Origin of the sequence: Nonomuraea coxensis DSM 45129, from assembly GCF_019397265.1 — a bacterium.
GTDB classification, from domain to species: Bacteria; Actinomycetota; Actinomycetes; order Streptosporangiales; family Streptosporangiaceae; genus Nonomuraea; species Nonomuraea coxensis.
In genome coordinates this window covers 6784400-6810802 of the sequence record NZ_CP068985.1, presented here as the reverse complement: position 1 = coordinate 6810802, position 26403 = coordinate 6784400, and the positions used below count along the sequence as shown (strand labels likewise).

General features: G+C 70.7%; 26 protein-coding genes, 1 tRNA gene and 2 pseudogenes. 23 read left to right on the top strand and 6 right to left on the bottom strand.

Going from position 1 to position 26403, the window contains the following annotated elements:
* The first annotated feature begins 61 nt into the window (after window positions 1-61).
* From Nocox_RS31905 to Nocox_RS31870, 8 genes are all read left to right on the top strand, one after another.
* Window positions 62-244, top strand: a complete 183-nt coding sequence (locus Nocox_RS31905; RefSeq protein WP_020546344.1) for a TetR/AcrR family transcriptional regulator C-terminal domain-containing protein — start codon at window positions 62-64, stop codon at window positions 242-244.
* 34 nt (window positions 245-278) lie between these two features.
* Window positions 279-641, top strand: coding sequence for a hypothetical protein (locus Nocox_RS31900; protein ID WP_020546343.1), 363 nt, complete (start codon window positions 279-281; stop codon window positions 639-641).
* Window positions 638-1012, top strand: coding sequence for a hypothetical protein (locus Nocox_RS31895; RefSeq protein ID WP_020546342.1), 375 nt, complete (start codon window positions 638-640; stop codon window positions 1010-1012). Before Nocox_RS31900 ends, Nocox_RS31895 begins: the two co-directional genes overlap by 4 nt.
* Before the next feature lie 31 nt (window positions 1013-1043).
* The gene (locus Nocox_RS31890; RefSeq protein ID WP_020546341.1) at window positions 1044-1691 is read left to right on the top strand and encodes an SRPBCC family protein; all 648 of its coding nucleotides are present in this window, start codon (window positions 1044-1046) and stop codon (window positions 1689-1691) included.
* 179 nt (window positions 1692-1870) lie between these two features.
* Window positions 1871-3082: a CynX/NimT family MFS transporter gene (locus tag Nocox_RS31885; protein ID WP_051112725.1), complete on the top strand. Its 1212-nt coding sequence runs from the start codon at window positions 1871-1873 to the stop codon at window positions 3080-3082.
* Window positions 3083-3089: 7 nt separating this feature from the next.
* On the top strand, window positions 3090-3914 hold the full coding sequence (locus Nocox_RS31880) for an alanyl-tRNA editing protein (RefSeq protein ID WP_020546339.1): 825 nt from the start codon (window positions 3090-3092) through the stop codon (window positions 3912-3914).
* A 50-nt stretch (window positions 3915-3964) separates the two neighbouring features.
* Window positions 3965-4037 (top strand) — tRNA-Ala (locus Nocox_RS31875).
* 66 nt (window positions 4038-4103) lie between these two features.
* Entirely contained in the window at window positions 4104-4559 is a 456-nt protein-coding gene (locus tag Nocox_RS31870) for a hypothetical protein (RefSeq protein ID WP_026214991.1), read from the top strand.
* Here the strand turns inward: Nocox_RS31870 and Nocox_RS31865 are convergent.
* The 3 genes from Nocox_RS31865 to Nocox_RS31855 all read right to left on the bottom strand — a co-directional run bounded on the left by Nocox_RS31865 (window position 4519) and on the right by Nocox_RS31855 (window position 5783).
* Window positions 4519-5211, bottom strand: a complete 693-nt coding sequence (locus Nocox_RS31865) for an endonuclease III domain-containing protein (protein WP_020546338.1) — start codon at window positions 5209-5211, stop codon at window positions 4519-4521. The genes Nocox_RS31870 and Nocox_RS31865 overlap by 41 nt on opposite strands.
* Before the next feature lie 115 nt (window positions 5212-5326).
* Complete coding sequence (locus Nocox_RS31860) at window positions 5327-5512, bottom strand: DUF4236 domain-containing protein (protein WP_020546337.1); 186 nt, start codon at window positions 5510-5512, stop codon at window positions 5327-5329.
* A gap of 67 nt (window positions 5513-5579) precedes the next feature.
* Window positions 5580-5783 carry a DUF4236 domain-containing protein gene (locus Nocox_RS31855; RefSeq protein ID WP_020546336.1) on the bottom strand — a complete coding sequence of 68 codons (204 nt, stop codon included), beginning with the start codon at window positions 5781-5783 and terminating at the stop codon, window positions 5580-5582.
* A gap of 82 nt (window positions 5784-5865) precedes the next feature.
* On the opposite strand from Nocox_RS31855, the gene Nocox_RS31850 reads away from it, so the two are divergent.
* The gene (locus Nocox_RS31850) at window positions 5866-6618 is read left to right on the top strand and encodes a metallophosphoesterase (protein ID WP_020546335.1); all 753 of its coding nucleotides are present in this window, start codon (window positions 5866-5868) and stop codon (window positions 6616-6618) included.
* On the opposite strand, the gene Nocox_RS31845 is transcribed toward Nocox_RS31850, so the two are convergent.
* A complete protein-coding gene (locus Nocox_RS31845; RefSeq protein WP_020546334.1) occupies window positions 6605-7687 on the bottom strand; it encodes an alpha-L-arabinofuranosidase C-terminal domain-containing protein in 1083 nt (360 codons plus the stop codon). The genes Nocox_RS31850 and Nocox_RS31845 overlap by 14 nt on opposite strands.
* Before the next feature lie 169 nt (window positions 7688-7856).
* Between Nocox_RS31845 and Nocox_RS31840 the strand changes: the two are divergent.
* A pseudogene (locus Nocox_RS31840) lies at window positions 7857-9052 on the top strand (RNA-guided endonuclease InsQ/TnpB family protein); the annotation flags it as partial.
* Between the two features lie 297 nt (window positions 9053-9349).
* Here the strand turns inward: Nocox_RS31840 and Nocox_RS43405 are convergent.
* Window positions 9350-9835, bottom strand: a pseudogene (locus Nocox_RS43405) (beta-xylosidase family glycoside hydrolase); the annotation flags it as partial.
* Window positions 9836-10065: 230 nt separating this feature from the next.
* Here Nocox_RS43405 and Nocox_RS31830 point away from each other — a divergent pair.
* From Nocox_RS31830 to araA, 12 genes are all read left to right on the top strand, one after another.
* Window positions 10066-11058: a LacI family DNA-binding transcriptional regulator gene (locus Nocox_RS31830; protein ID WP_020544513.1), complete on the top strand. Its 993-nt coding sequence runs from the start codon at window positions 10066-10068 to the stop codon at window positions 11056-11058.
* A 74-nt stretch (window positions 11059-11132) separates the two neighbouring features.
* Window positions 11133-12122, top strand: a complete 990-nt coding sequence (locus Nocox_RS31825) for an ABC transporter substrate-binding protein (protein WP_020544514.1) — start codon at window positions 11133-11135, stop codon at window positions 12120-12122.
* Between the two features lie 55 nt (window positions 12123-12177).
* The gene (locus tag Nocox_RS31820) at window positions 12178-13689 is read left to right on the top strand and encodes a sugar ABC transporter ATP-binding protein (RefSeq protein ID WP_026214604.1); all 1512 of its coding nucleotides are present in this window, start codon (window positions 12178-12180) and stop codon (window positions 13687-13689) included.
* Window positions 13686-14711, top strand: a complete 1026-nt coding sequence (locus Nocox_RS31815; RefSeq protein ID WP_020544516.1) for an ABC transporter permease — start codon at window positions 13686-13688, stop codon at window positions 14709-14711. Before Nocox_RS31820 ends, Nocox_RS31815 begins: the two co-directional genes overlap by 4 nt.
* Window positions 14708-15691 (top strand): galactofuranose ABC transporter, permease protein YjfF, encoded by a 984-nt coding sequence (gene yjfF / locus Nocox_RS31810; protein WP_020544517.1) that lies wholly within the window; start codon window positions 14708-14710, stop codon window positions 15689-15691. Before Nocox_RS31815 ends, yjfF begins: the two co-directional genes overlap by 4 nt.
* A gap of 206 nt (window positions 15692-15897) precedes the next feature.
* Window positions 15898-17013, top strand: coding sequence for a multiple monosaccharide ABC transporter substrate-binding protein (gene chvE / locus Nocox_RS31805; protein ID WP_026214606.1), 1116 nt, complete (start codon window positions 15898-15900; stop codon window positions 17011-17013).
* Between the two features lie 60 nt (window positions 17014-17073).
* The gene (gene mmsA / locus Nocox_RS31800) at window positions 17074-18612 is read left to right on the top strand and encodes a multiple monosaccharide ABC transporter ATP-binding protein (RefSeq protein ID WP_020544519.1); all 1539 of its coding nucleotides are present in this window, start codon (window positions 17074-17076) and stop codon (window positions 18610-18612) included.
* Window positions 18609-19883, top strand: coding sequence for a multiple monosaccharide ABC transporter permease (gene mmsB / locus Nocox_RS31795; protein WP_020544520.1), 1275 nt, complete (start codon window positions 18609-18611; stop codon window positions 19881-19883). The genes mmsA and mmsB overlap by 4 nt, the downstream gene beginning before the upstream one ends.
* 44 nt (window positions 19884-19927) lie before the next feature.
* On the top strand, window positions 19928-20974 hold the full coding sequence (locus Nocox_RS31790) for a LacI family DNA-binding transcriptional regulator (RefSeq protein WP_020544521.1): 1047 nt from the start codon (window positions 19928-19930) through the stop codon (window positions 20972-20974).
* Window positions 20975-20979: 5 nt separating this feature from the next.
* Window positions 20980-22644 carry a ribulokinase gene (gene araB, locus Nocox_RS31785; RefSeq protein ID WP_211212722.1) on the top strand — a complete coding sequence of 555 codons (1665 nt, stop codon included), beginning with the start codon at window positions 20980-20982 and terminating at the stop codon, window positions 22642-22644.
* Window positions 22641-23297 carry an L-ribulose-5-phosphate 4-epimerase gene (locus Nocox_RS31780; protein WP_020544523.1) on the top strand — a complete coding sequence of 219 codons (657 nt, stop codon included), beginning with the start codon at window positions 22641-22643 and terminating at the stop codon, window positions 23295-23297. Before araB ends, Nocox_RS31780 begins: the two co-directional genes overlap by 4 nt.
* The gene (araA, locus tag Nocox_RS31775) at window positions 23294-24751 is read left to right on the top strand and encodes an L-arabinose isomerase (RefSeq protein WP_020544524.1); all 1458 of its coding nucleotides are present in this window, start codon (window positions 23294-23296) and stop codon (window positions 24749-24751) included. Before Nocox_RS31780 ends, araA begins: the two co-directional genes overlap by 4 nt.
* Here araA and Nocox_RS31770 read toward each other — a convergent pair.
* Window positions 24748-25092 (bottom strand): PLD nuclease N-terminal domain-containing protein, encoded by a 345-nt coding sequence (locus Nocox_RS31770; RefSeq protein ID WP_020544525.1) that lies wholly within the window; start codon window positions 25090-25092, stop codon window positions 24748-24750. The genes araA and Nocox_RS31770 overlap by 4 nt on opposite strands.
* An 80-nt stretch (window positions 25093-25172) precedes the next feature.
* Between Nocox_RS31770 and Nocox_RS31765 the strand changes: the two genes are divergently transcribed.
* The gene (locus Nocox_RS31765; protein ID WP_020544526.1) at window positions 25173-26387 is read left to right on the top strand and encodes an FAD-binding protein; all 1215 of its coding nucleotides are present in this window, start codon (window positions 25173-25175) and stop codon (window positions 26385-26387) included.
* Window positions 26388-26403: the final 16 nt, after the last annotated feature.

Below are 26403 nucleotides of genomic sequence, written 5' to 3'. Positions count from 1 at the left end.
GTAGGCGAAGGGCCGGGCCGCGCCCGCCGCCTGGCGCTTCCTGACCGCCTGCACCGACTACATGACCGGCTACATGGTCCGTGAGGCGCAGGAGCGCTCCGCGCCCAGGCGCGAGGGCGTCAGCGACGCCGAGCCGCCGCACCTGGCGCCCCTGCTGGAGCGGGGCGTCCCCGGTGCGGACGACAACTTCGAGCGCGGCCTGCGCCGGCTGCTCGACGGCATCGAGCGCGAGCTGCCGCGATGAGGGGCGCCACCGCCGGGCGATAGCCTTACCCCCGATGAACACCACCGTCTCCGCGATCGTCATCACCGTCGCGCTGCTGCTCATGCTGGCGAGCCTGGTCACCGCGATCCGCGACCGGCCCATGGGCATGGTGCTGCTGGTCGGCTTCGCCGTGCTGGAGGTCGCCGTGCTGGTGCAGGTCGGCTTCGTGATCGCGGCGGTGGCCGGGGGAGCGGAGTCGCCTGAGCCGGCCACGCTGTGGGGCTACCTCATCGGCGAGGTCGTCATCCCGCCCGCCGCGGTGTTCCTGGCGCTGGCCGAACGGTCGCGGTGGGGGACCGCGATCCTGGTCGTGGCGGGGTTCGCGATCGCGGTCATGAACGCCCGCCTCGGGCAGATCTGGCAGGGCGCGGCATGAGCTCCATCGGCAGCGGCCCCGGGCGGGCGCTGATCGCGGTCTACGGCCTGTTCTCGCTGGCGGCGGGCGCGCGCGCCGCGGTGCAGATCGCCACGAGGTTCGGGGAGGCGCCGCTCGCCTACAGCCTGTCGGCGTTCGCGGCGGCCGTCTACGTCCTGCTCACGGTCGCGCTCTGGCGCGGCGCGCGGCGGCTGGCGCTGGCCGCGCTCCTGGTCGAGCTGGCCGGGGTGCTGATCATCGGCACCGTCAGCCTCCTCGACCCCGCGGCCTTCCCCGACGAGACCGTGTGGTCCGCCTACGGCAAGGGCTACCTCTTCATCCCGCTCGTGCTCCCGTTCGTCGGGCTCCTCTGGCTGCGGCGAAAGCGTTAACCTCCGGCCCGGCCGGGAAGTGGCTGAACCCATGAGCACGATCGAGCACTCCGTAGACGTCGAGGTCCCCATCAGGGTGGCCTACAACCAGTGGACGCAGTTCGAGAGCTTCCCCGAGTTCATGGAAGGGGTCGAGTCGGTCAAACAGGTGACCGACACCCGTACGCACTGGGTGGCGGAGATCGCCGGGGTCAGGCGCGAGTTCGACGCCGACATCACCGAGCAGCACCCGGACGAGCGGGTCGCCTGGCGCAGCGTCGACAAGCCGAACCAGGCGGGCGTCGTCACCTTCCACCGCGTCGACGACGGCCGCACGCGGGTCACGCTCCAGATGGAGTACGACCCCGAGGGCTTCGTCGAGACCGCCGGCGACTGGCTGCAGCTGGTCCGCATGCGGGTCAACGGCGACCTCAAGCGGTTCAAGCAGTTCATCGAGTCGCGCGGCTCGGAGACGGGCGGCTGGCGCGGCGACGTGCCCGGCCCGCACCAGCGCGACGGCGCCGCCCCCGGCACCGGCACGCACGAGCCCGGCTCCACGTACGGCGGCGCGCAGCAGGTGCCGCCCGGCACGATCGGCGGCACAGATCCGTCCATGCCGGGCGGCGACACGACGCTGCCGGCCCCCGGCCACTTCCCCCCGCGCGACGAGCCGCCGCAGGGGCCCCGGCCGGTCCTGTAAGCGCGGTCCTGCAAGCAGGTCCTGTAAGCGATCCCCCTTCGACCCGAACGGCGGCCGCCCGCGTGGCGGCCGCTGTCGTGTGCCGGGAGGCCGGCGCGCCGGGTGGAATAAAGCCGCATTTCGCTCCTGTTAGGGTGGTGATTCGTCCCATGACTTGATGAATGGAGGAATTGCCCGGCATGAGTGTTCTGGCGTCGGAGCGCAGAGGCAGGACCACACCCCTCGCCTGGCTCCTCGTGCTGGGAATCGTCCTCGCCGCACTCAACCTGCGGACCGCCGTCACCAGCGTAGGCCCCCTCCTCGACCAGCTCGCGGGGGCGCTCGGCATGACGAGCGTCGGCACGGGCCTGCTCACCACCCTCCCGGTGCTGGCCTTCGCCGGCGTCGGCGCCGTCACCCCGGCGCTCGCCCGGCGCGTCGGCGAGCACCGGCTGCTCCTGCTCGCCCTGGTCACGCTGGGCGCGGGCCTGCTGGTCAGGTCGCTGGTCGGCTCGGCCCCCGTGTTCCTGCTGAGCAGCGCGGTCGCGCTGTCCGGCGGCGCCGTGGGCAACGTGCTGATCCCGACGCTGATCAAACGGCACTTCCCCGCGCGTACGGGGATCATGACCACCGTCTACACCACGGCCCTGGCGACGGGCACCATGCTGGCCGCCGCCGCGACCGTGCCGATCGAGCGCGCGTCGGGGGACTGGCACGTCGCGCTCGGCGTGTGGGCGGCCCTGGCCGCCGTGGCCGCCATTCCGTGGCTTGCGCTGCTGCGCAGTGAGCCGGAGCGGGACACGGGAGGCAGGGACGCCGGAGTACGGCGGATGCTGGGCAGCCAGCTGGCCTGGACGATCGCGATCTACTTCGGCACCCAGTCGATGATCGCGTACATCATGTTCGGCTGGCTCGCCACCATCCTCACCGACGGGGGCTACAGCACCTCCGAGGCCGGGCTGCTCCTCGGCGTGTTCACCGCGCTGAACATCCCGGTGTCGGTCGCCGTGCCCGTGATCGCCGCGCGGTTCCGCGACCAGCGGCCGGTGGTGTCCGGGCTCGTCGCCTTCTACGCGGCCGGCTTCGGCGGGCTCTGGGCGGGGCCGGCGTCGTGGGCGCCGCTCTGGGTGACGCTCATCGCCATCGGCATGGGGTCGTTCCCGCTGGCGCTGGTGATGCTGGGGCTGCGCACCCGTACGCCGGAGGTGACCGCCGCGCTGTCGGCGTTCGGGCAGAGCGCCGGCTACCTCATCGCGGGCGGCGGGCCGCTGCTGGTCGGCGTGCTGCGGGACTGGTCGGGAGGGTGGGCGCTGCCGTACACGCTGATCTTCGTGGTGCTGGCCGTCCAGCTCGCCGCCGGCCTGTACGCCGGCCGCGAGCGGCACCTGGAGGACGAGCGGGCACTGGGATGATGGACGGATGAACTCGACTCTCGTCACCTTCCCCAGCGGCCGGGTCTCGGGCCGTTCCGAGGTCGTCGCGGTCGTGCCGGTGGGGGACCGGCACGGGATCGTCGTCGCCGAGACGCCCTTCCACCCTCTCGACCACACCTGGCCCGACCAGCCCGCCGACCGCGGCACGGTCGGCGGGGCGCCGGTCCTCGACTGCGTGACAGGGGCCCAGTCGGCGACCGGCGAGACCTTCCTGGGGGCGGACATCCCGGTGCGGCGCGGGGACGAGGGCTGGCGGTGGCTCGTCGTGCACGTGACCGGCGACGCGCCGCCGCCCGTGGGGGCCGAGGTCGACCTGGAGGTGGACGCCGCCCACCGCGCCGCGCTCTCGGCCGGCCACACCGCCTGCCACCTCGCCGCGCTCGCGCTCAACGCCGCCCTCGCCGGCCGCTGGCGCAAGGAGGCGCCGCTCGACCGGCTCGGCCACCCCGACTTCGACCAGACCGCGATCACCTCCTCGCGCATCGCCGAGCGCGGCAGCGTCGACGTCTACCGCCTCGGCAAGTCGCTGCGGAAGAAGGGCTTCTCCGCCGAGGGCCTCGACGCCGCCGCGGTCGCCGGCGAGGTGAACGACCGGCTCAAGACCTGGGTCGCCGCCGACGCCCCCGTCCGGCTCGACGTCCCCGGTCCCGAGCTGACCGCCCGCCGCACCTGGCGCTGCGAGCTGCCCGAGGGCGAGGCGGCCATCCCGTGCGGCGGCACCCACGTCGCCCGCACCGGCGAACTGGGCCGGGTCCAGGTCACGCTCACGCTCGACGAGGCCACCCTGACCATGCACACCACCTGCGGCTGACTTTCCGGGGCGCGGGCGCTCCGGAAGTCCTATACACTTGGTGATCGCAAGGGGCTATAGCGCAGTTGGTAGCGCGCCTCCATGGCATGGAGGAGGTCTGGGGTTCGAATCCCCATAGCTCCACCCTTTCCGCAGGTCACCGGCGTGGCCTCCATGGCTTCGTTCCGCGCTCCGCCTAACGTGGCGCACATGCGTGCCGCCATCTGGACGGGAGCCGTCGCCGCTCTCCTGATCGGGCAGGTCGCCGTGGCGCTCCCGGCCCTCGCCGACCAGATCCCTCCTCCTTGGAAGCACCGCACCTCGCTGCGCGTGGTGCCCGACGACCCTCAGCAGAACGACTTCGTCCGCGTCTTCGTGCACTGCCCGTCGCCGGCCGAGCATGCGACGCTCACCTCCACCGCCTTCATGCTCAGGTCGTCATGGCGGCCCTACCGTGAGGTCGGCATCTCGCTCTCCAACCGGGGGCTCGGCAGGAAGACCGTGGGCATCTCGTACTTCACCCCGCCCGGTGACTACGAGGTCGTGCTGCGGTGCGTCCAGGACAAGATCGACAAGAAGACCCGGCTCAAGAAGCTCAAACTGATCAGCTGGTACGTCGTGCCGATCACGGTGCGCCCCTTCCGGGTGGCTCACTTCTTCGACTGAGCGCGCTCAGTCCGTACGCACACACCTCGCGCAGCACGCACTCCCCGCACCGGGGCTGCCGCGCCCGGCAGACCGCGCGCCCGTGCCGGATCAGCGCGAGGTGCAGCTCGTGCCGGACCTCCGGCGGCACCATGGGCCGCAGGAGGCGGTGCGCCCGCTCGGCGGAGACGCCCGCCGGGATCCAGCCGAGCCGGGTGGTGACGCGGTGCACGTGGGTGTCCACGGGGAACGCCTCCCGGCCCATCGAGAACATGAGCACGCAGGCCGCGGTCTTCGGGCCGACACCCGGCAGCGAGGTCAGGTACGCCTCCGCCGCCTCGTCGTCGAGCCCGTCCAGCCGGTCCAGCGTGATCGCGCCCTCGCGGTCCTCGATCGCGGTCAGGATCTCTTGGATGCGGCGGGCCTTGCGCTCGGCGATGCCGCCGCAGCGGATGGCGTCGGCCACCTCCTCGGGCGGCGCGTCCGCCACCTGCTCCCACGCCGGGAACCTGGCCTTGAGGCGGGCGAAGGCGCGGCCGGAGTTGACGTCCGAGGTGGCCTGGGACAGGACGGTCGCCACGACCTGGTCCACGACGGGCAGCGCCGGGCCCGGCGCGAACGCCTCCCGCCCGGCCCGCAGTCGCCGCAGCACCTCCATCACCCGATCGGTCACCTGTCCTCCTTGGTCGTCGCCCGCCCGTCCATGATCGCGCTTCCAGGCCGCTCCGGCGGGCAAAAGGGACGGACCGGAGGGGAGTCCCCTCCGGTCCGTCGTGTATGGCGAACGATCAGCGATCGTTGGTGGTCTTGCGCCAGTGAAAGCCTCCGGGCAGGTTGACCGACAGCGTACGACGCCCGTCCGCCCTTCGCGTCACCCGGAACAGCCGGTTGCCCCAGCTGTGGCCGACCCCGCCGCGGGACAGGTTCAGCCGTAAGGGGCCCACCTTGATCGACTTACGGTAGCTCCAGCCCATCTCGAAACTCCTCCATCGAATTCGCGAGGGCACTCCACTACCCACCGGAAGCGCTTTGTATCGGGGTTCAGTGATGTCCGCGATATCTCCTGCCGCCGAACGTCTTGCCGACGTGGAAGCCGCCGGGCAGGCGCACCGACACGTGCCGCCGGCCGTCGGGGGTCGCGGTGACGTGGAAGCGCCGGTTGCCGTAGCTGTGGCTGATGCCATGCCGCGAGAGGTTGATCCGGAACGGTCCTACTTTGATGGATTTTCTGTAGTGCCAGCCCAAGGCCCCTCCTTCGCCGTTCGCCCCGTTCAACGGGCGGCGGGTGACCCGAGTTCCGTCGGCGTCCCGGCGTACGGTGGAGTGCATGATCGTGATCGCCCACCTGAGTGACATCCACCTCGGCGCCACCCCCGAGAGCGCCGCACGCGCGCGGGCCGTCATGCGTCACCTCGACGCGCTCCCCGCCGACCTCGACGCCGTGCTGGTGACCGGCGACATCGCCGACCATGGCACCGCCGACGAGTACGAGCAGGCCCGCAAGCTGCTCGCCTCCCGTCACCCCGTCCTGATCGGCCCCGGCAACCACGACGTGCGCGAGGAGTTCCGCCGCGTCCTGCTCAGCGAGCCCGATCCTGGACCAGGCCCGGTCAACCAGGTCCTGCGCACCCCCCGCGCGATCTACGCCATGTGCGACTCCTCCATCCCCCGCCAGAACCCCGGCCACCTGGACGAGGAGACCCTGGACTGGCTGGAGGGGGTGCTGGCGGGCAGCGACCGCCCGGTGTTCGTGGCCTTCCACCACCCGCCGGTGCCGCTGCACGCGCCGCTGATCGACGGCATCATGCTGCGCCCCAGCCCGCGCCTGGAGGAGCTGGCCCGCCACCCCAACGTGGCGGCCGTTCTGGTCGGCCACGCGCACACGGCCGCCGCCACCACCTTCGCCGGCCGGCCGCTCCTCGTCGCGCCGGGCGTGGTCTCCACCCTGACGCTGCCCTGGGAGGGCGGCACCACGTGGGAGACCTGCCTCGACTACGCCCTGCCCCCGTCGCTCGCCTTCCACGTGCTCGACGACGAGGGCAGGACGACCACCCACTACCGCGTGGTCACCGCTCCGTGAGCTCGATGAACGTCACCGAGTGGGCCGGGAAGTCGTAGCCGAAGGAGGCGGACAGGCCGCTCTGCCGCCATTCCTCCGGCGCGACGCGGTCGGGCTCGGCGAGCGTGTTGACGTCGGACGGCGCCCCGGTGAGCGAGGTGATCACGGCCGTCGGCCGGAACCGGGAGCCGCCGAGGTCCACCGCCGTGCGCACCGCGCTGTCCTGGGCGTTGACGACCTTGAGCGTCACCTTGTCGCGGTCCCTGGACACCACCTGGTACAGCGGCTCGACCTGGGCGCTGTCCACGAAGTCGTGCACCTTGCGCCCGTCCAGCCAGGTCGTGATCCGCCGCCCGTCCACCTGCACCTTGAGGCGGTGGTCACGGCCGGTCTCCACGGTGTCCGCCGAGGTGACGAGCGCCGACTTGCCGCCGTCGACGGCCTTCTCGATCGCCGTCTGGGTGTTGTTCCAGCCGCCCACGTTCCACCAGTAGAAGTTTCCGGTGTCCCGCACGCCGAACATCACCAGGAAGCCCTCGTCGCCGCCGGTCTTGCGGGCGGTCACCTCGACCGTGTAGTTCGACCAGCCGGCCGAGCCCGCGGTCGAGCGGGCGTCCTCGACCAGGGCGCTCTGCGTGTAGGCGCCGTCCTGGACCGCCCAGGTGCCGAGGCCCGGCGTCCAGCCGGGCGCGCCCGCCGAGAAGTCCTCCGCGAGCAGGACCGTCCCGTCGGCGGCGGTCACCTTGACGTCGTCGTAGCGGACCTGGGTGCGCCAGGAGCCCAGCCCGACCGCGCCGCTGATGTCCTCGACCGGCCTGGCCTCCCCCTTGAAGGAGCTCGGCAGCACCCGGTCGCCGACGTGGCGGGAGAACAGCCGCTGCACGTGGTAGCTGGGGGAGCCGTACGCCTGGTCGTTGTCGAACCAGATGAGGTCGGGCGTCCAGTCCACGTAGTCGACGTCGGCCAGCAGCGGCGCGTACGAGGCCAGCTCGACCACGTCGGCGTTGCGCTCGATGCCGGTCAGGAACGACGCCTCGGCGAGGGCGTTGGAGAAGGCGTTGCCGCGCGAGGCGTACTCGCCGACGAACACCTTGGGCCCGCTGCGGTCATCAGATACCTCCGAGGAGACCCCCGCCTTCAGGCGGGGCAGGAATCGGACTCCTTCCGGGCAGGGCAGGAGCAGGCGATACGCCGTCAGGCGGACCGCCGTCTTTCGGAATCGGCCGGTGCGCAAGCGATCTCGTACATAGAATCCAAAGGTGGCGCAGCTGGTGAAGCGGGCCTACAAGTACCGCTTCCACCCGACTCCCGAGCAGGCCGGAGAGCTTGTCCGGACGTTCGGTTGCGTGCGCCTGGTGTACAACAAGGCCCTGGAGGAGCGGACCCGCGCCTACACCCAGGAAGGCCGAGGTGTCTCCTACGCCAAGTCGTCGGCCGCGCTGACCGCGTGGAAGAAGACGCCCGAGCTGGCGTTTCTGCGCGAGGTGTCGTCGGTGCCGCTCCAGCAGACGCTGCGGCATCTGCAGGCGGCGTTCGCGAACTTCTTCGCCAAACGGGCCAAATACCCGACGTTCAAGAGCAGGAAGAGGTCGCGGGCGTCGGCCGAATACACCCGCTCGGCGTTCCGCTGGCGCGACGGCCGGCTCACCCTGGCCAAGATGGGCGCGCCGCTGGACATCGTGTGGTCGCGTCCACTTCCGGAGGGGGCTGAGCCGTCCACGGTCACGGTGTCGAGGGACGCGGCGGGGCGGTGGTTCGTGTCCCTGCTGGTGGAAGAGAAGATCGCGCCGTTGGCGCCGGTCGAGCAGGCCGTCGGGGTGGACGCGGGCCTCACCATGCTGGCGACGCTGTCGTGCGCTGAGCAGATCGTCAATCCGCGTCATGAGCGTCGTGAGCGGCGCAGGCTGGCCAAGGCGCAGCGGGCGCTGGCCCGCAAGGAGAAGGGGTCGAACAACCGGGCCAAGGCCCGGCTGAAGGTCGCACGGGTACATGCCCAAATCGCTGACCGCAGGCGCGATTACCTGCACAAGGTCACCACACGGCTGATTTCCGAGAATCAAGTGATCGCCGTGGAAGACCTGGGTGTCCGCAACCTGGTCAAGAACCGCAGGCTGGCTCGCGCCATCTCGGATGCGGGCTGGCGGGAGCTGCGCAGCATGCTGGAGTACAAGGCTGCCTGGTACGGGCGCACCCTGGTGGTGGCGGACCGCTGGTTCCCCTCCTCCAGGTTGTGCTCGGTCTGCGGGGCCCTGCGGAACGAGATGCCGTTGAGCGTCCGTGCGTGGGCCTGTGCGTGCGGCGCGGTCCATGACCGGGACGTGAACGCGGCCAGAAACCTGCTCGCCGCCGGGCTGGCGGAGAGCTGAAACGCCTGTGGAGCTGGTGTAAGACCTCAACGGGAGTCCTCCTCCCGGGCGGGCGGCCGGCGGTGAAGCAGGAAGACCGACCGGCGACGGTCGGAATCCCCCTTGTTCACGAGGGGGAGGATGTCAAAGGTGTCGTAGCGGTGGTTGTTGGCGAGGAACCAGTCGGGGTTGTTGTAGTAGTGCTCGTCCACGAGGTCGGCCTTCTGGTCGTGGGCGAACTGCCACATCCGGTCGAACCACGCCCCCTGGGAGGTCTGCCCGTTCTGCGCCGAGAGCCCGAACAGTCCGAGCTGGCGCACCTCCAGCCGGGCCGTCATGCGGGACGCCTGCACCCAGGCCGTGCCGTCCCAGTACGAGGAGGTGAACTCGTCGCCGCTGCGCGCCAGCTTCAGCGTCTCAGCCGTGGATCCTGGCCGGGCCGCGAACGCCGAGGTGAAGGCGGCCCCCACCTCGGTCGCGGTCTCGATCACCGGCCCGCCGGCGAAGCCGACGTGGGCGAGCCCGGCCCGTACGTAGTTGTCCCAGTCCTGCCAGGCCAGCAGGCCCGCGCTCTGGTAGTCGAGGGAGACGGGCGCGCTCAGCCTGGTGACCACCTCGAAGTCGCCGTCGGGGACGTCGACGAGGAACAGGTTCCGCGCGTTGTTGGTGCCCTGGTGGGTGTCACCGGTGAGGGTGTCCAGGTGCAGCGCCCCGTCGGACAGGCTCCAGCGGGACTCGTCGGGGGACAGGACGGTCCAGTCCTGCCCGAGGGTGTCGCCGTCGAACTGGTCGACGACCGCGCCCTCGGGCACGGGGTCGGCGAGCGCGGCCGCCGGGGGTGGCGCGACGAGCAGGGCGGCCACCAGCAGGGCCGACAGGGCGATGCGCGTCATGAGTCGGGGGGCTCCTCAAGTCGTGTTAGCGCTAACAACAAGTGAGCGTTAACATCGGCGATCCGCGCCACGGTAGATACCGGCCCCCCTGCACGTCAAGAGCGAGCCTGTGTAACCCGACCGTAATCAGGCGACCTCTTGACGGAACCGGTTGTTAACGTTCACAGTCGGGGCCAAGCCAGGGAAGGAGCACGGCAGTGGGATCCCGCCTGGGACGTCGCTCACCGGTCATGGCCGATGTGGCCAGGGAGGCCGGCGTGTCGCACCAGACCGTGTCCCGCGTGCTCAACGATCACCCGAACGTGCGCAGCGAGACCCGCGCCCGGGTGCTCCAGGCGATCGACAAGCTCGGCTACCGCCGTAACCTCGTCGCCCGCGCCCTGGTGACCAAACGGTCGCGGACGCTCGGCGTGGTGAGCTTCGACACCACGCTGTACGGCCCGGCCAGCACGGTGTACGGCATCGAGCAGGCCGCCAGGGCGGCCGGCTACTTCGTCAGCATCGTCAGCCTCAAGTCCATCGATCCCGGGGGCGTCCGCGACGCCCTCGACTACCTGGCCGACCAGGGCGTGGACGGGGTCGTGGTGGTCGCGCCGCAGCGCTCGGCCGCCCGGGCCCTCGCCGACCTGCCGCTCGCCATCCCCACCGTCGCCGTCGAGGGCGGCCAGGCGGGGGAGGTGCCGGTGGTCAGCGTGGACCAGGTCGCGGGGGGCAGGCTCGCCACCGAGCACCTGCTCTCCCTGGGCCACGAGACGGTCTGGCACGTCAGCGGCCCGTCGGACTGGCTGGAGGCCGAAGGGCGCGTGGCCGGGTGGCGGGCCGCGCTGGAGCAGGCGGGCCGCGAGGCCCCGCACCCGCTCGCCGGGGACTGGAGCCCGCGCTCGGGATACGAGGCGGGCCGCAGCCTGGCGCGCATGACGGACGTGACCGCGGTCTTCGTCGCCAACGACCAGATGGCGCTCGGAGTGCTGCGGGCGTTCACCGAGCAGGGGGTGAGCGTGCCCGGCCAGGTGAGTGTCGTCGGCTTCGACGACATCCCCGAGTCGGCGTACTTCTCGCCGCCGCTCACGACCATCAGACAGGATTTCGACGCGGTCGGCAGACACAGCATCGAGGTGCTCGTGCGGCTGCTGGAGGACGGTCTCCAGCAGCGGGAGCGGCTCGTGGTGCCGCCGGCGTTCGTGTGCAGGGCCAGTACGGCCCGGCCCCCGGAAGGTCGCTAGCGGCCGTCCGCGACGACGGCGGCCCCTGGCCCCATCAGGGGTGTTAGCGTTCACATCAGAAGGGAACCCCCCAAGTGTTCAAGAGGATCTCGGCCCTGGTCCTCGCCGGCCTCACCGCGTTGTCGGTGACGGCCTGCGGCGGCGGCGACGGCACCACCAGCGCCGGCACGGGCGGTGGCGGCGACGACACCATCACCATGGGCTTCGCCCAGGTCGGCGCGGAGAGCGGCTGGCGGACCGCGAACACCAAGTCCGTCCAGGAGTCGGCGAAGAGCGCGGGCATCACGCTGAAGTTCTCCGACGCCCAGCAGAAGCAGGAGAACCAGATCAAGGCCATCCGCTCCTACATCCAGCAGAAGGTGGACGTCATCGCCTTCTCGCCGGTGGTGGAGTCCGGATGGGACCCGGTGCTCAACGAGGCCAAGAACGCCAAGATCCCGGTCATCCTGACCGACCGCGCCGTGGACTCCAAGGACACCTCCCTCTACAAGACCTTCCTTGGCTCGGACTTCGTTGAGGAGGGCAAGAAGGCCGGTCAGTGGCTGGTGGAGGAGTACAAGGACAGCCAGGACACGGTGAACATCGTCGAGCTGCAGGGCACCACCGGCTCGGCCCCGGCCAACGACCGCAAGGCCGGCTTCCAGGAGGTCATCGGCGCCGATCCCAAGTTCAAGATCATCGCCTCGCAGACCGGCGACTTCACCCGGGCCAAGGGCAAGGAGGTCATGGAGGCGTTCCTGAAGTCCAACCCGGACATCGACGTGCTCTACGCCCACAACGACGACATGGGCCTCGGCGCGATCGAGGCCATCGAGGGCGCGGGCAAGGTCCCCGGCAAGGACATCAAGATCATCACGGTCGACGCGGTCAAGGACGGCATGCAGGCGCTCGCCGACGGAAAGATCAACTTCATCGTCGAGTGCTCCCCGCTGCTCGGCCCGCAGCTCATGGATCTCGCCAAGAAGGTCGTCAAGGGCGAGGAGGTGCCGGCCCGCGTGGTGACCGAGGAGACCACGTTCACCCAGGAGCAGGCCAAGCAGGTCCTGTCCTCCCGCCAGTACTGATCGCAAGGACGCCGGGCCGGCGACCCTGCCGGCCCGGTCTTCACCTGGAGGCTTCATGGCAGTACCCGCGCCGGTCCTGACGATGAGCGGGATCGGCAAACAGTTCCCGGGGGTGAAGGCCCTCGACGACGTGGACCTGCGGCTGCTCCCCGGCGAGGTGCACGCGCTCATGGGCGAGAACGGCGCGGGCAAGTCCACCCTCATCAAGGTGCTCACGGGCGTGCACCCCGCCGACGCGGGCACCATCGAGCTGGCCGGCCGGACCGTCGCCTTCGGCAGCCCGCTGGAGGCGCAGCAGGCCGGCATCAGCACGGTCTACCAGGAGGTCAACCTCTGCCCCAACCTCTCGGTGGCGGAGAACATCCTGCTCGGCCGCGAGCCGCGCCGCCGGGGGCGCATCGACTGGAAGCGCATGCGCGCCCGCGCCGGCGAGCTGCTCGCCCGGCTCGACGTGCGGCTCGACGTGTCGGCGCCGCTGTCGGTCTACTCGCTGGCCGTCCAGCAGATGGTGGCGATCGCGCGGGCCGTGGACATCGACGCCCGCGTGCTCATCCTCGACGAGCCGACCTCCAGCCTCGACGCCGACGAGGTCCAGCAGCTCTTCCGCGTGATGCGGCGGCTCAAGGAGGAGGGGATCGCGATCCTCTTCGTCTCCCACTTCCTCGACCAGATCTACGAGATCTCCGACCGCATGACGATCCTGCGCAACGGCCGGCTGGTCGGCGAGTACCCGACCAGCGAGCTCAGCCAGGTCCAGCTCGTGGCCAAGATGATCGGCCAGGAGCTGGCCGCGCTGGAACGCCTGCACGGCGAGCACAAGACCTTCGACCGCCCCCTGGTCGAGGCGCGCGGGCTCGGCCGGGCCGGGGCGATCGAGCCGTTCAGCCTGACCATCCACGAGGGCGAGGTCGTCGGCCTCGCCGGGCTGCTCGGCTCGGGCCGCACCGAGGTCGCCAGGCTGCTGTTCGGGGCCGACCACCCGGGCTCGGGCGACATCGCGATCGGCGGCGCGCCCGCGTCGCTGCGCACCCCGCGCGCGGCCATGACCCACCGCATCGCGTTCTGCTCGGAGAACCGCAAGGAGGACGGGCTCATCCCCGACCTCACCGTCCGCGAGAACATCGTGCTGGCGCTCCAGGCCACCCGCGGCTGGACCCGCCCGGTGCCCCGCGAGACGCAGGACGACCTGGTCGGCAAGTACGTCAAGGCGCTGCGCATCAGCCCGCCCAACCCCGAGATCCCGGTGCGCAACCTGAGCGGCGGCAACCAGCAGAAGGTGGTGCTGGCCCGCTGGCTCATCCTCGAACCCCGGCTGCTCATCCTCGACGAGCCCACGCGCGGCATCGACGTCGGGGCCAAGACCGAGATCCAGCGGCTGGTGGCCGAGCTGTCGGACGGCGGCATGGCGGTGCTGTTCATCTCCGCCGAGCTGGAGGAGGTGCTGCGGCTCAGCCACAAGGTCGAGGTGCTGCGCGACCGCCGCCTGGTGGCCGAGCTGCCCAACGACGAGACCTTGACCACCGACGTCCTGCTGGAGACGATCGCCAGCGGAGGGCGAGTGTCATGAGACGCCTGCTGTGGCCGGCCGTGGTCCTCGTGCTGCTGCTGGCGCTCAACATCTTCTTCACGCCGAGCTTCTTCTCCGTCCAGGTCAGGGACGGCCACCTGTACGGCAGCCTGATCGACATCCTGCGCTTCGGCGCGCCGCTGATCCTGGTCTCCATCGGCATGACCCTGGTCATCGCCACCGGGGGCATCGACCTGTCGGTGGGCTCGGTGGTGGCGATCTCCGGGGCGCTCGCCTGCCTCCAGATCAGCGAGGACGCCGGCGTGGCCACGGCGGTGGCGGCGGCGCTCGGGCTGTGCCTGGTGCTCGGGGCCTGGAACGGGTTCCTGGTGGCCGCCGTCGGCATCCAGCCGATCATCGCCACGCTGATCCTCATGGTGGCCGGGCGGGGCCTCGCGCAGCTCATCACCGACGGGCAGATCATCACGATCAACGACCCGGCGTACAAGGTGATCGGCGGGGGCTACTGGCTGACCGTGCCGTTCGGCATCCTCGTGGTGATCGCGGTGCTGGGGATCACCGCGTTCCTGACCCGGCGGCTGGCGCTGGGCATGCTCATCGAGGCGGTGGGCGGGAACGCCGAGGCCAGCCGGCTGGCCGGGATCCGGGCGCGCGGGATCGTCATCATGGTCTACGCGTTCGCGGCGCTGTGCGCGGGCGTGGCCGGGCTGATGATCAGCTCGAACGTCTCCAGCGCCGACGGCAACAACGCCGGCCTGTGGATCGAGCTGGACGCGATCCTCGCCGTGGTGATCGGCGGGACCTCGCTGGCGGGCGGCCGGTTCTCGCTGTCCGGCACCGTGCTGGGCGCGCTGATCATCCAGACGCTGACCACGACGATCTACTCGATCGGCGTGCCGCCGGAGACCACGCTGCTGTTCAAGGCGCTGGTCGTGACGGCCGTCTGTCTCATCCAGTCCCCGTCCTTCCGCGCCAAGGCGTTCCGGCGCCGCGGCCGGCCCGCACCCGTGGAACCGACCCCTGAGGAGAGAGTCTTGGCAGGCCGAGGAGGCACGGCGTGACCGCGCTGACGTTCGGGCGGGCCTCCGTCCCGGTCAAGTACCTGCCGGTCCTGGTGACCGGATGCCTGTTCGTGGCGATGTTCGTGGCGGGCGGGATCCGCTACGAGGGCTTCGCCAGCGGGCAGGTCGTGCTCAACGTCTTCATCGACAACGCCTTCCTGCTGGTGGTGGCGGTGGGGATGACGTTCGTGATCCTGACGGGCGGCATCGACCTGTCGGTGGGCTCCGTGGTGGCGCTGTCGACGATGATCGCGGCCAGCCTGATGGAGGGGCCGGGGTGGCCTCCTTACGTGGTGGTGCCGCTGGTGCTGCTCATCGGGTCGGGGCTCGGGCTGGTGATGGGCTGGATCGTCCAGGCCTTCGACATCCAGCCGTTCATCGTGACGCTGGCGGGCATGTTCCTGGCCCGCGGGCTCTGCTACACGATCGGGACGGACTCCATCCCGATCAGGGACGCCACGTTCACGGCGTTCGCGCAGACCAGGATCGACCTGTTCGCCGACCTGTGGGTCTCGCCGAGCGTGGTCATCGCGCTGGTCGTGGTGGCGGTGGCGGCGTACGTGCTGCACTACACGCGCTTCGGCCGGTCGGTCTACGCGACCGGCGGAAACGAGCAGTCGGCGCTGCTCATGGGGCTGCCGGTGGCCCGTACGAAGATCACGGTGTACACGGTCAGCGGCTTCTGCTCGGCGCTCGGCGGCGTGCTGCTGTCGTTCTACATGCTCTCGGGCTACGGCCTGCACGCGGTGGGCATGGAGCTCGACGCGATCGCGGCCGTGGTGATCGGCGGCACGCTGCTCAGCGGCGGCACCGGGTTCCTGCTCGGCACCGTGCTGGGGGTGCTGGTGCTCGGGCTGATCCAGACGATCATCAGCTTCGAGGGCACCCTCAACTCCTGGTGGACCAAGATCTTTATCGGACTGCTGCTCTTCGTGTTCATCCTCCTGCAGCGCCCGTTCTCCGGGCGGGCCAGGCGTTGAACAGGGCAGAGACGCGGTTGGGCGTTACCTGAATGTTTCCGGCGGGTGACGCCCCAACGTTGACATAGTCTTTGTTAGCGATAACAATCGGCGGAAACGAACGCGAAGTTTGTTCTTGTTCGTCACGTTCTGTGGCGAATTGATGTTCTACATCGGCAGCCGCCGTGTCCACGCGCCTGCCGCGACCCCCATCGCAAGGAGATGACATGAGGTTGGGACGGATCGGGGGCGTGGTCACGGCCATCGCCCTCGCCGCGACCATGACGGCCTGTGGCTCCAGCCAGAAGACGGTCGACGCCGAGGCCTCCGCGTCCTCCGCCGCCGGCAGCGCCGGAGCGCTGATCGGCGTGACGATGCCGACCAAGTCGTCGGAGCGCTGGATCCACGACGGTGACAACGTCAAGTCGGCGCTGGAGAAGCTGGGCTACAAGGTCGACCTCCAGTACGCGGAGAACGACATCCCCACCCAGGCCAACCAGATCGAGAACCAGATCACCAAGGGCGCCAAGCTCCTGATCATCGCCTCGATCGACGGCACCGCGATCACCTCGCAGCTCCAGCAGGCCGCCGACAACAAGATCCCGGTCATCGCCTACGACCGGCTGATCCGCAACAGCCCCAACGTGGACTACTACGCCACCTTCGACAACTTCAAGGTCGGCGTGCAGCAGGCCACCTCGCTGCTCAAGGGCCTCGGCGTCGAGGAGGGCAAGAAGGGCCCGTTCAACGTCGAGCTGTTCGGCGGCTCCCCCGACGACAACAACGCCACGTTCTTCTGGAACGGCGCCATGTCGGTGCTCCAGCCGAAGATCGACGACGGCACCATCGTCGTCAAGAGCAAGCAGACCGACTTCAAGCAGGCCGCCATCCTGCGCTGGGACCCGGCCACGGCCCAGAAGCGCATGGAGGACATCCTCACCAGCACCTACGGCAACGCCAAGGTCGACGGCGTGCTCTCGCCGTACGACGGCCTGTCCATCGGCATCCTGTCGGCGCTCAAGAGCTCCGGCTACGGCACCAGCGGCCAGCCCTACCCGATCGTGACCGGCCAGGACGCCGAGCTCGCCTCGGTCAAGTCCATCATCGCCGACGAGCAGTACTCCACGATCTTCAAGGACACCCGCAAGCTCGCCGAGCAGACGGTGAAGATGGCCGACGCCGTGCTGAAGGGCGGCCAGCCCGAGGTCAACAACACCAAGGACTACGACAACGGCAACAAGGTCGTCCCGTCGTTCCTGCTCGACCCGGTGATCGTCGACAAGTCCAACTACAAGGAGATCATCGTCGGCGGCAACTACTACACCGAGGACCAGCTCCAGTAAGGGCCGCGCCCCCGGGGACCGCGGGTCCCCGGGGGCCTCCCTGAGCTGAGCGAGGGGCATATGACCGAGCACATCTTGCGGATGGTCGGGATCACCAAGACCTTCCCCGGCGTCAAGGCACTCCAGGACGTCAACCTGTCCGTCCGGCGGGGCGAGATCCACGCCATCTGCGGCGAGAACGGCGCCGGCAAGTCGACGCTGATGAAGGTGCTGTCCGGGGTCTACCCGCACGGCACGTACGAGGGCGAGATCGTCTTCGAGGGCGAGCGGGTCGAGTTCGGCGGCATCCGCGACAGCGAGCACGCCGGCATCGTCATCATCCACCAGGAGCTGGCGCTCAGCCCGCAGCTGTCGATCGCGGAGAACATCTTCCTCGGCAACGAGCGCGCCAAGCGCGGGATCATCGACTGGAACCGCACCAACTACGAGGCCGCCGCCCTCATGAAGCGGGTCGGCCTGCGGGAGAACCCCACCACGCCCATCGCCGACATCGGCGTGGGCAAGCAGCAGCTCGTGGAGATCGCCAAGGCGCTGTCGAAGGAGGTCAAGCTCCTCATCCTCGACGAGCCGACCGCGGCGCTCAACGACGACGACTCCGCGCACCTGCTGGACCTGCTGCGCGGCCTGCGGGAGGAGGGCATCACCTGCGTGATCATCTCCCACAAGCTCAACGAGGTCATCGCGATCGCCGACTCCGTCACGATCATCCGCGACGGCCGGACCATCGAGACGCTCGACATGGCGACCGACGACGTGACCGAGGACCGCGTCATCTCGGGCATGGTCGGCCGCGCGCTGGACAACCGCTTCCCGCCGCACGAGCCGTCGATCGGCGAGGAGGTGCTGCGCATCGAGGACTGGACCGTGCACAGCCCGAGCCAGCCCGGCCGCAAGGTCGTCGACGGGGCCGGGCTCACCGTGCGCCGCGGCGAGATCGTGGGCCTGGCCGGCCTCATGGGCGCCGGCCGCACCGAGCTGGCCATGAGCGTGTTCGGGCGGACGTACGGGGTGAACATCTCCGGCAGGATCTTCAAGGACGGCCGGCCGATCGAGATCCGCAACGTCCAGGACGCGATCAGGCACGGCCTCGCGTACGCGACCGAGGACCGCAAGCGTTACGGCCTCAACCTCATCGACGACATCAAGCGCAACATCAGCGCCGCCGGGCTCAAGGGCCTGGCCAGGCGCGGCTGGGTGAACGAGAACGAGGAGTACAAGGTCGCCGAGACCTTCCACAAGAGCATGAACATCAAGGCGCCCACCGTGAACAGCGTGGTCGGCAAGCTGAGCGGCGGCAACCAGCAGAAGGTCGTGCTCTCCAAGTGGATCCTCACCGAGCCGGACGTGCTCATCCTCGACGAACCCACCCGCGGCATCGACGTCGGTGCCAAGTACGAGATCTACACGATCATCAACCGCCTCGCCGACCAGGGCAAGGCCGTGCTGGTGATCTCCAGTGAGTTGCCTGAGCTGCTCGGCCTGTGCGACCGCATCTACACGCTTTCCGAGGGTCGCATCACCGGGGAGGTGGCGCGCGAGGACGCCACCCAGGAACGGCTCATGTACCTCATGACCAAGGGACAGGAGAAGCTCTCATGAGCAGCATCACGCCCGCCGACGTGCCCGCCGACACGGCGACCGGCGCGAAGGGCGGCGACGGGGGAGCGCCACGCCGGCCGGGCAGGGTGTCGCTCGGCGGGCTGTCGCTGAACCTGCGCTCCAGCGGCATCTACATCGCGTTCGCGCTCATCATCGTGCTGTTCTCGGTGCTCACCGACGGCGCGCTGCTGCAGCCGCAGAACATCTCGAACATCATCGTCCAGAACTCCTACGTCCTGATCCTCGCGATCGGGATGATCCTCGTCATCATCGCCGGGCACATCGACCTGTCGGTCGGCTCGGTGGTGGCCGTGACCGGAGCGCTGGCCGCCGTGCTCATGGTCAACATGGGCGTGGCGTGGCCGCTGGCCCTGCTCATCACGCTGGTCGCGGGCGCGCTCATCGGCGCGTGGCAGGGCTACTGGATCGCCTACTTCGGCATCCCGGCGTTCATCGTGACGCTGGCCGGCATGCTGCTGTTCCGGGCGCTGACCCTCACCGTGCTGGGCAACCAGGGCATCGGCCCGTTCCCCGACCAGGTCCGCACGCTGGCCAACGGCTTCACCAACGGCTACCTCGGCAACGTCGGTCTCGGCCCGCTCGGCGGCGCCGACCTGTTCAGCCTGCTGATCGGCCTGGTGGCGATCGCCGGCATGGTGGTCGCGCAGCTGCGCACCCGCAACGCCCGCAAGGGCTACGGCCAGGCCGTCGAGCCGATGGCGCTGTTCGCGCTCAAGATGGCGGCAGGCGCCGCGCTGATCCTGTTCCTGGTCGTGCAGCTCGCCAGGTTCAAGAACCTGCCGTGGGTGCTCGTGCTGCTCGCGGTGCTGGTGCTCGGCTACTCGCTGCTGGCCGGCCGCACGGTCTTCGGCCGCCAGATCTACGCCATCGGCGGCAACCTCCAGGCGGCGGTCATGTCCGGCGTGAAGGTCAAGTCGGTCGTCTTCTGGATCTTCGTCAACATGGGCGTGCTGTCGGCGATCGCCGGCATCATCTTCGCCGGCCGGCTCAACCAGGCGGGTCCGACGGCGGGCAACAGCTTCGAGCTGGACGCCATCGCGGCGGCGTTCATCGGCGGCGCGGCCGTGCAGGGCGGCGTCGGCAAGGTGGCCGGCGCGATCACCGGCGGCCTGATCATGGCGGTCATCAACAACGGCATGTCGCTGATCGGCTCGCCCAGCGAGCGGGTCATGCTGGTCAAGGGCGCGGTGCTCCTGGCGGCGGTCGCGTTCGACGTCTGGACCAAGCGCCGGGCCGGCGCGACGCGCTGAGCACGACCCCATCCGCGACGAGCGCCCAGCGAGAGGAGACGCCTGTGACGGCATCCAAGCGCCGCCTGCCGGTCATGGCCGACGTGGCCAAGGAGGCGGGCGTGTCGCACCAGACCGTCTCCCGGGTGCTCAACGACCATCCGAACGTCCGGGCCGACACCCGGGCCCGGGTGGAGGCGGCGATCGTCCGGCTGGGCTACCGGCGCAACCTGGTCGCCCGCGCCCTGGTGACCAAGCGGTCGCGGACGCTCGGCGTGGTGAGCTTCGACACCACGCTGTACGGCCCGGCCAGCACGGTGTACGGCATCGAGCAGGCGGCGAGGACCGCGGGCTACTTCGTCAGCATCGTGAGCCTGAAGTCGATCGACGCCGACAGCGTGCGCGACGCCATCGCGTACCTGGCCGAGCAGGGCGTGGACGGGGTCGTGGTGGTGGCGCCGCAGCGCTCGGCCGCCCAGGCCCTGGAGAGCCTGCCGGTCGGGATGCCGGCGGTCGCGGTCGAGGGCGGCTCGCGCCGGGACGACATCCCGGTGGTCTGCATCGACCAGGCCGAGGGCGCCCGGCTGGCCACCCGCCACCTGCTGGAGCTGGGCCACGAGACGGTCTGGCACGTCAGCGGCCCGTCCGACTGGCTGGAGACCGAGGGCCGGCTGAAGGGCTGGCGGGCCGCGCTGGAGGAGGCGGGCCGGCCGGTGCCCGAGCCGCTGGCCGGCGACTGGAGCCCGCGGGCCGGCTACGAGGCGGGGCGCAGCCTCGCCGCGATGGCGGGCGTCACCGCGGTCTTCGCGGCCAACGACCAGATGGCGCTCGGCGTGCTGCGCGCGCTCAGCGAGGCGGGCGTGCGGGTGCCGGAGCGGATCAGCGTGGTGGGCTTCGACGACATCCCGGAGTCGGAGTTCTTCTCGCCGCCGCTGACCACGGTCCGGCAGGACTTCGACGTGGTGGGCCGGCACTGCATCGAGGTGCTCCTGCGGCAGATCGAGAGCGGGCGCGGCGCGTCCGGGCGCCTGGTCGTGCCGCCCCGCCTGGTGGTGCGCTCCAGCACCGCACCCGCACCCGCGCCCGCACCCGAACGTCCGGCCGGTAGATGATGGGCATGCCCCCGGAATTTCCCCTGGAGAGCAATGTGAACGCTAACACCTATGTGGTAGGAGTCGACTTCGGCACGCTGTCCGGGCGCGCGGTCGTCGTCCGGGTCAGCGACGGCGCGGAGCTCGGCAGCGCCGTCCACGAGTACGCCCACCGCGTCATCGAGCGGGAGCTGCCCGGCTCCGGTGTGCGGCTCGGCCCCGACTGGGCGCTGCAGTCGCCGCAGGACTGGCTGGAGGTGCTGAGGAACGCGGTGCCCGCCGCGCTCGCCGCCGCCGGCGTGCCCGCCGGGCAGGTCGTCGGCATCGGCACCGACTTCACCGCCTGCACCGTGCTGCCGGCCACGGCCGACGGCACACCCCTCTGCGTGGAGACCCCCGAGCTGCCGCACGCCTGGCCCAAGCTGTGGAAGCACCACGCCGCGCAGCCGCACGCCGACCGCATCAACGAGCTGGCCGCGCGCCGCGGCGAGAGCTGGCTGCCGCGCTACGGCGGCAAGATCTCCTCGGAGTGGGAGTTCGCCAAGGCGCTGCAGGTTCTGGAGGAGGCTCCCGACGTCTACGCGCGGGCCGAGCGCTGGATCGAGGCCGCCGACTGGATCATCTGGCAGCTCACCGGCGTCGAGAGCCGCAACATCTGCACGGCCGGTTACAAGGGCGTCTTCCAGGACGGCGCCTACCCGTCGAAGGAGTTCCTCGCCGAGCTCAACCCCGGCTTCGCCGGCTTCGTGGACAAGCTCGCCACGGGCAGGGTCGGCCCCGACGAGGGCGGCGTCACGCTCGCCCCGCTCGGCGGCCTCGCCGGCCGGCTGACCGCCGAGGCGGCCGGCTGGACCGGCCTGCCCGAGGGCATCGCGGTCGCCGTCGGCAACGTGGACGCGCACGTCACCGCCGCCGCCGCGGACGCCGTCAGGCCCGGCCAGATGGTGGCCATCATGGGCACCTCCACCTGCCACATCATGCCCAGCGACCGGCTCGCCGAGGTGCCCGGCATGTGCGGCGTCGTCCGCGACGGCATCGTCCCCGGCCTGTGGGGCTACGAGGCGGGGCAGTCGGCGGTCGGCGACATCTTCGCCTGGTACGTCGAGAGCTGCGGGCTCGGCCACGAGGAGCTGACCGCGCTCGCCGAGAAGCAGGCCGTCGGCCAGCACGGCCTGGTGGCGCTCGACTGGTTCGGCGGCAACCGCTCGGTGCTCGTGGACCACAACCTGTCCGGCGTCATCGTCGGCCAGACCCTGGCCACGCGGCCGGAGGACGTCTACCGCGCGCTCATCGAGTCCACCGCGTACGGCGCCCGCATGATCGTCGAGACGTTCGAGTCGGCCGGGGTGCCGGTCGAGGAGTTCGTCGTCGCCGGCGGGCTGCTGAAGAACCCCTTCCTCATGCAGATCTACGCCGACGTGCTGCGCCGGCCGCTGTCGGTGATCGGCTCCGACCAGGGGCCCGCGCTCGGCTCGGCCATCCACGCGGCGGTCGCCGCCGGCGCCTACCCGGGCATCGAGGAGGCGGCGGCGGCCATGGGCAAGCGGACCGAGGCGGCGTACACGCCGGACCCGGACCGCGCCGACGCCTACGACCGGCTCTACGCCGAGTACCGCAGGCTCCACGACTTCTTCGCGGACGGGCGCATGCTCCACACGCTGCGCGCCATCAGGAACGAGGCCCAGGCATGAAGAACATCCGCAGAGCGGTCGCCGACCTGCACGCCGAGCTGGTCAGGTACGGCCTCGTGGTCTGGACCGCCGGCAACGTCTCCGGCCGGGTCCCCGGCGAGGACCTGTTCGTCATCAAGCCCTCCGGCGTCTCCTACGACGAGCTGACCCCGGAGAACATGGTGGTGTGCGACCTCGACGGCAACCTGGTCGAGGGCGAGCACGCCCCCTCCAGCGACACCGCCGCGCACGCCTACGTCTACCGCAACCTGCCCGAGGTCGGCGGCGTCGTGCACACCCACTCGACGTACGCCTCGGCCTGGGCCGCCCGCGGCGAGGCGATCCCGTGCGTGCTCACCGCCATGGCCGACGAGTTCGGCGGCGAGATCCCCGTCGGCCCGTTCGCGCTGATCGGCGACGACTCGATCGGGCAGGGCATCGTCGAGACGCTCAAGGGCCACCGCTCCAAGGCGGTCCTCATGCGGAACCACGGCGTGTTCACCATCGGCAAGGACGCCAAGGCGGCGGTGAAGGCCGCCGTCATGTGCGAGGACGTGGCCCGTACCGTGCACGTGGCCCGCCAGCTCGGCGAGCCCCTGCCCATCGCCCAGGACGACATCGACCGCCTGTACGACCGTTACCAGAACGTCTACGGACAGAGGAGCCCGCGTTGAAGATCTGGTTTCTGACCGGCAGCCAGGGGCTGTACGGCGAGGACACGCTCCGCCAGGTGGCCGAGCAGTCCCAGCGCATCGCCGGGCAGTTGCCCGTCGCGGTCGAGTGGAAGCCCGTCCTCACGGACGCCGCCGCGATCCGGCGCGTGATGCTGGAGGCCAACGCGGACGACTCGTGCGCCGGCGTGATCGCCTGGATGCACACCTTCTCCCCGGCCAAGATGTGGATCGCCGGGCTCGACGCGCTGCGCAAGCCGCTGCTGCACCTGCACACCCAGGCCAATGTCGAGCTCCCGTGGAGCACCATCGACATGGACTTCATGAACCTCAACCAGGCCGCGCACGGCGACCGCGAGTTCGGGTTCGTGCAGACGCGGCTCGGCGTGCCGCGCAAGACCGTGGCCGGGCACGTCAGCGACCCGGCCGTGGGCGGGCGCATCCAGGCGTGGGCGCGCGCCGCGACGGGCCTGGCCGAGGTCCGCCAGCTCAAGCTGGTGCGTTTCGGCGACAACATGCGCGACGTGGCCGTCACCGAGGGAGACAAGGTCGAGGCGCAGCTCCGCTTCGGCGTCTCGGTCAACACCTATGGGGTCAACGACCTGGTCGAGGCCGTGGACGCGGCCTCCGACGCCGACGTGGCCGCGCTGGTCAAGGAGTACGAGGAGCAGTACCGGGTGGCCCCGGAGCTGCTCGGCGAGCGGGTCGAGTCGCTGCGCTACGCCGCCAGGATCGAGCTGGGCCTGCGCGGCTTCCTGGAGGCCGGCGGCTACCGGGCGTTCACCACGAACTTCGAGGACCTCGGCGGCCTGCGCCAGCTTCCCGGCCTGGCCGTGCAGCGCCTCATGGCCGACGGCTACGGCTTCGGCGGCGAGGGCGACTGGAAGACGTCGGTGCTGCTGCGGACGCTGAAGTCGATGTCGCCGGCGGGCGGCACGTCGTTCATGGAGGACTACACCTACGACCTCACGCCGGGCAACGAGCTGATCCTGGGCGCGCACATGCTGGAGGTCTGCCCGTCGATCGCCGCGGGCACACCGTCCTGCGAGATCCACCCGCTCGGCATCGGCGGCAGGGAGGACCCGGTGCGGCTGGTGTTCGACGCCGCTCCCGGCCCCGGCATCGTGGTGGGCCTCGCCGACATGGGCGACCGGTTCCGCCTGGTGGCCAACGAGATCGACGTCGTGGCGCCGCCGGAGCCGCTGCCGAAGCTGCCCGTGGCCCGCGCGGTGTGGCGGCCCCGCCCGAACCTGCGCACCTCCACCGAGTCGTGGCTCACCGCGGGCGCGCCGCACCACACGGTGCTCACCATGGCGGTCACCCGCGAGGAGCTGACGGACCTGGCCGAGATGCTGGGCGTGGAGCTGGTGATCATCGACGCCGGCACCACGACCGAGCGTTTCACCAAGGAGCTGCGCTGGAACCAGGCGTACTACCGCCTGGCCCAGGGCTTCTAACCCTCCTCGGTGGGTTTCGGCGGGGCGTTCCTGCGCTGCTCCTCGGCGCGTTCGCGGCAGCGGCGCAGGAACTCCTCGTCGTCGTCGGGGCTGGTGGCGGCGAAGCGGCCGGGGCGGTCGTACTCGGGGAAGGCGCTCGGCGGAGCCGCCGGCCGCCGCTCCGGGCGCCCGGCCAGCAGCCACACCAGCGAGCCGACCAGCGGCGCGAGGAACACGATCACCAGCCAGAAGATCTTGGGCAGGTTGCGGCACAGCGGTTCGGGCGTGGTGATCACGTCGAACAGGCAGTAGAGCCACAGCACGAGCGTGACCAGGCCCATGGCCTCGTACAGGTAGAGCACGGCGCACCTCCGTCAGCGGCCAGACGAAACTAGCGGCACCTGGCCGGGCTGACAAGCGGCCGCTGTGGGAAGGTAAGCGCGTGACGCTGAGCAACTGGGCGGGAAACACCGCATTCCGGGCAAGTGACGTCCACCATCCCTCCTCCCTCGACGAACTACGCCGGCTCGTCGCGGGCAGCGCCCGGATCCGGGCGCTCGGGAGCGGCCACTCCTTCAACGACGTCGCCGACACCACGGGCGACCTCGTCGTCCTCGACCGGATGCCGGACGCCGTCGAGATCGACCGCGCCGCCGCCCAGGTCCGGGTGCCGGCGCGCACGACGTACGCGCGGCTCGCCCGGCAGCTCGACGCGCACGGCCTCGCGCTGGCCAACCTGGCCTCGCTGCCGCACATCTCCGTCGCCGGCTCGGTCGCGACCGGCACCCACGGCTCCGGCGACGCCATCCCGAGCCTCGCCGCCGCCGTCTCCTCGCTCGACCTCGTCACCGCCGACGGCTCGCCGCTCACCCTCGCCCGCGGCGACGCCGACTTCCCCGGCGCGGTGGTCGCGCTGGGCGCGCTCGGCATCGTCACCTCGCTCACCCTCGACGTGGTGCCCGCCTTCGAGGTGCGCCAGTACGTCCGCGAGGGCCTGCCGGTCGAGGCCCTGGCCCACTTCGACGCCATCATGGCCGCCGGCTACAGCGTCAGCCTCTTCACCGACTGGCGCGACACCCGCGTCTGGCTCAAGCGCGCCGGCGAGCAGCCCGAACTCCCCGCCGACTGGTACGGCACCCGCCCCGCCGACGGCCCGCGCCACCCGCTGCCCGCCATGCCCGCCGGCCCCTGCACCACCCAGCTCGGCGTGCCGGGCCCCTGGCACGAGCGGCTGCCGCACTTCCGCGCCGACTTCGAGCCCAGCGGCGCGGGCGACGAGCTGCAGTCGGAGCTGATCCTGCCGCGCGAGCACGCGGTCGCGGCGCTGCGCGCGCTGTTCGCGATCGGCGAGCGCATCCGGCCGGTGCTGCACATCTCCGAGGTGCGCACCGTGGCCGCCGACGACCTGTGGCTCAGCCCCTTCCACGGGCGCGACAGCGTCGGCGTCCACTTCACCTGGATCAAGGACCCCGAGGGCGTGCGGCCGGTGCTGGAGCTGGTGGAGGAGACGCTGGCGCCGTTCGCGCCGCGGCCGCACTGGGGCAAGCTGTTCACCCGGTGGCCGTCGTGCCCCGAGCGGTTCAGGTCGCTCGCCCGGCGGCTCGACCCGGAGGGAAAGTTCGCCAACGACTTCACCCGCCGCCTCCTGGGGGAGTAGCCCTACCGCCGGAGGA

What these genes read in the sequence shown, in the direction of transcription:
- Nocox_RS31890 (WP_020546341.1), top strand. Translation starts at nt 1,044, where the DNA reads ATGAGCACGATCGAGCACTCCGTAGACGTCGAGGTCCCCATCAGGGTG.
- Nocox_RS31815 (WP_020544516.1), top strand. Translation starts at nt 13,686, where the DNA reads ATGAGACGCCTGCTGTGGCCGGCCGTGGTCCTCGTGCTGCTGCTGGCG.
- Nocox_RS31850 (WP_020546335.1), top strand. Translation starts at nt 5,866, where the DNA reads ATGATCGTGATCGCCCACCTGAGTGACATCCACCTCGGCGCCACCCCC.
- Nocox_RS31870 (WP_026214991.1), top strand. Translation starts at nt 4,104, where the DNA reads ATGCGTGCCGCCATCTGGACGGGAGCCGTCGCCGCTCTCCTGATCGGG.
- Nocox_RS31830 (WP_020544513.1), top strand. Translation starts at nt 10,066, where the DNA reads ATGGCCGATGTGGCCAGGGAGGCCGGCGTGTCGCACCAGACCGTGTCC.
- Nocox_RS31820 (WP_026214604.1), top strand. Translation starts at nt 12,178, where the DNA reads ATGGCAGTACCCGCGCCGGTCCTGACGATGAGCGGGATCGGCAAACAG.
- araB (WP_211212722.1), top strand. Translation starts at nt 20,980, where the DNA reads ATGCCCCCGGAATTTCCCCTGGAGAGCAATGTGAACGCTAACACCTAT.
- mmsA (WP_020544519.1), top strand. Translation starts at nt 17,074, where the DNA reads ATGACCGAGCACATCTTGCGGATGGTCGGGATCACCAAGACCTTCCCC.
- Nocox_RS31780 (WP_020544523.1), top strand. Translation starts at nt 22,641, where the DNA reads ATGAAGAACATCCGCAGAGCGGTCGCCGACCTGCACGCCGAGCTGGTC.
- Nocox_RS31895 (WP_020546342.1), top strand. Translation starts at nt 638, where the DNA reads ATGAGCTCCATCGGCAGCGGCCCCGGGCGGGCGCTGATCGCGGTCTAC.
- mmsB (WP_020544520.1), top strand. Translation starts at nt 18,609, where the DNA reads ATGAGCAGCATCACGCCCGCCGACGTGCCCGCCGACACGGCGACCGGC.
- Nocox_RS31905 (WP_020546344.1), top strand. Translation starts at nt 62, where the DNA reads ATGACCGGCTACATGGTCCGTGAGGCGCAGGAGCGCTCCGCGCCCAGG.
- chvE (WP_026214606.1), top strand. Translation starts at nt 15,898, where the DNA reads ATGAGGTTGGGACGGATCGGGGGCGTGGTCACGGCCATCGCCCTCGCC.
- Nocox_RS31880 (WP_020546339.1), top strand. Translation starts at nt 3,090, where the DNA reads ATGAACTCGACTCTCGTCACCTTCCCCAGCGGCCGGGTCTCGGGCCGT.
- Nocox_RS31900 (WP_020546343.1), top strand. Translation starts at nt 279, where the DNA reads ATGAACACCACCGTCTCCGCGATCGTCATCACCGTCGCGCTGCTGCTC.
- Nocox_RS31860 (WP_020546337.1), bottom strand. Translation starts at nt 5,512, where the DNA reads ATGGGCTGGAGCTACCGTAAGTCGATCAAGGTGGGCCCCTTACGGCTG.
- Nocox_RS31885 (WP_051112725.1), top strand. Translation starts at nt 1,871, where the DNA reads ATGAGTGTTCTGGCGTCGGAGCGCAGAGGCAGGACCACACCCCTCGCC.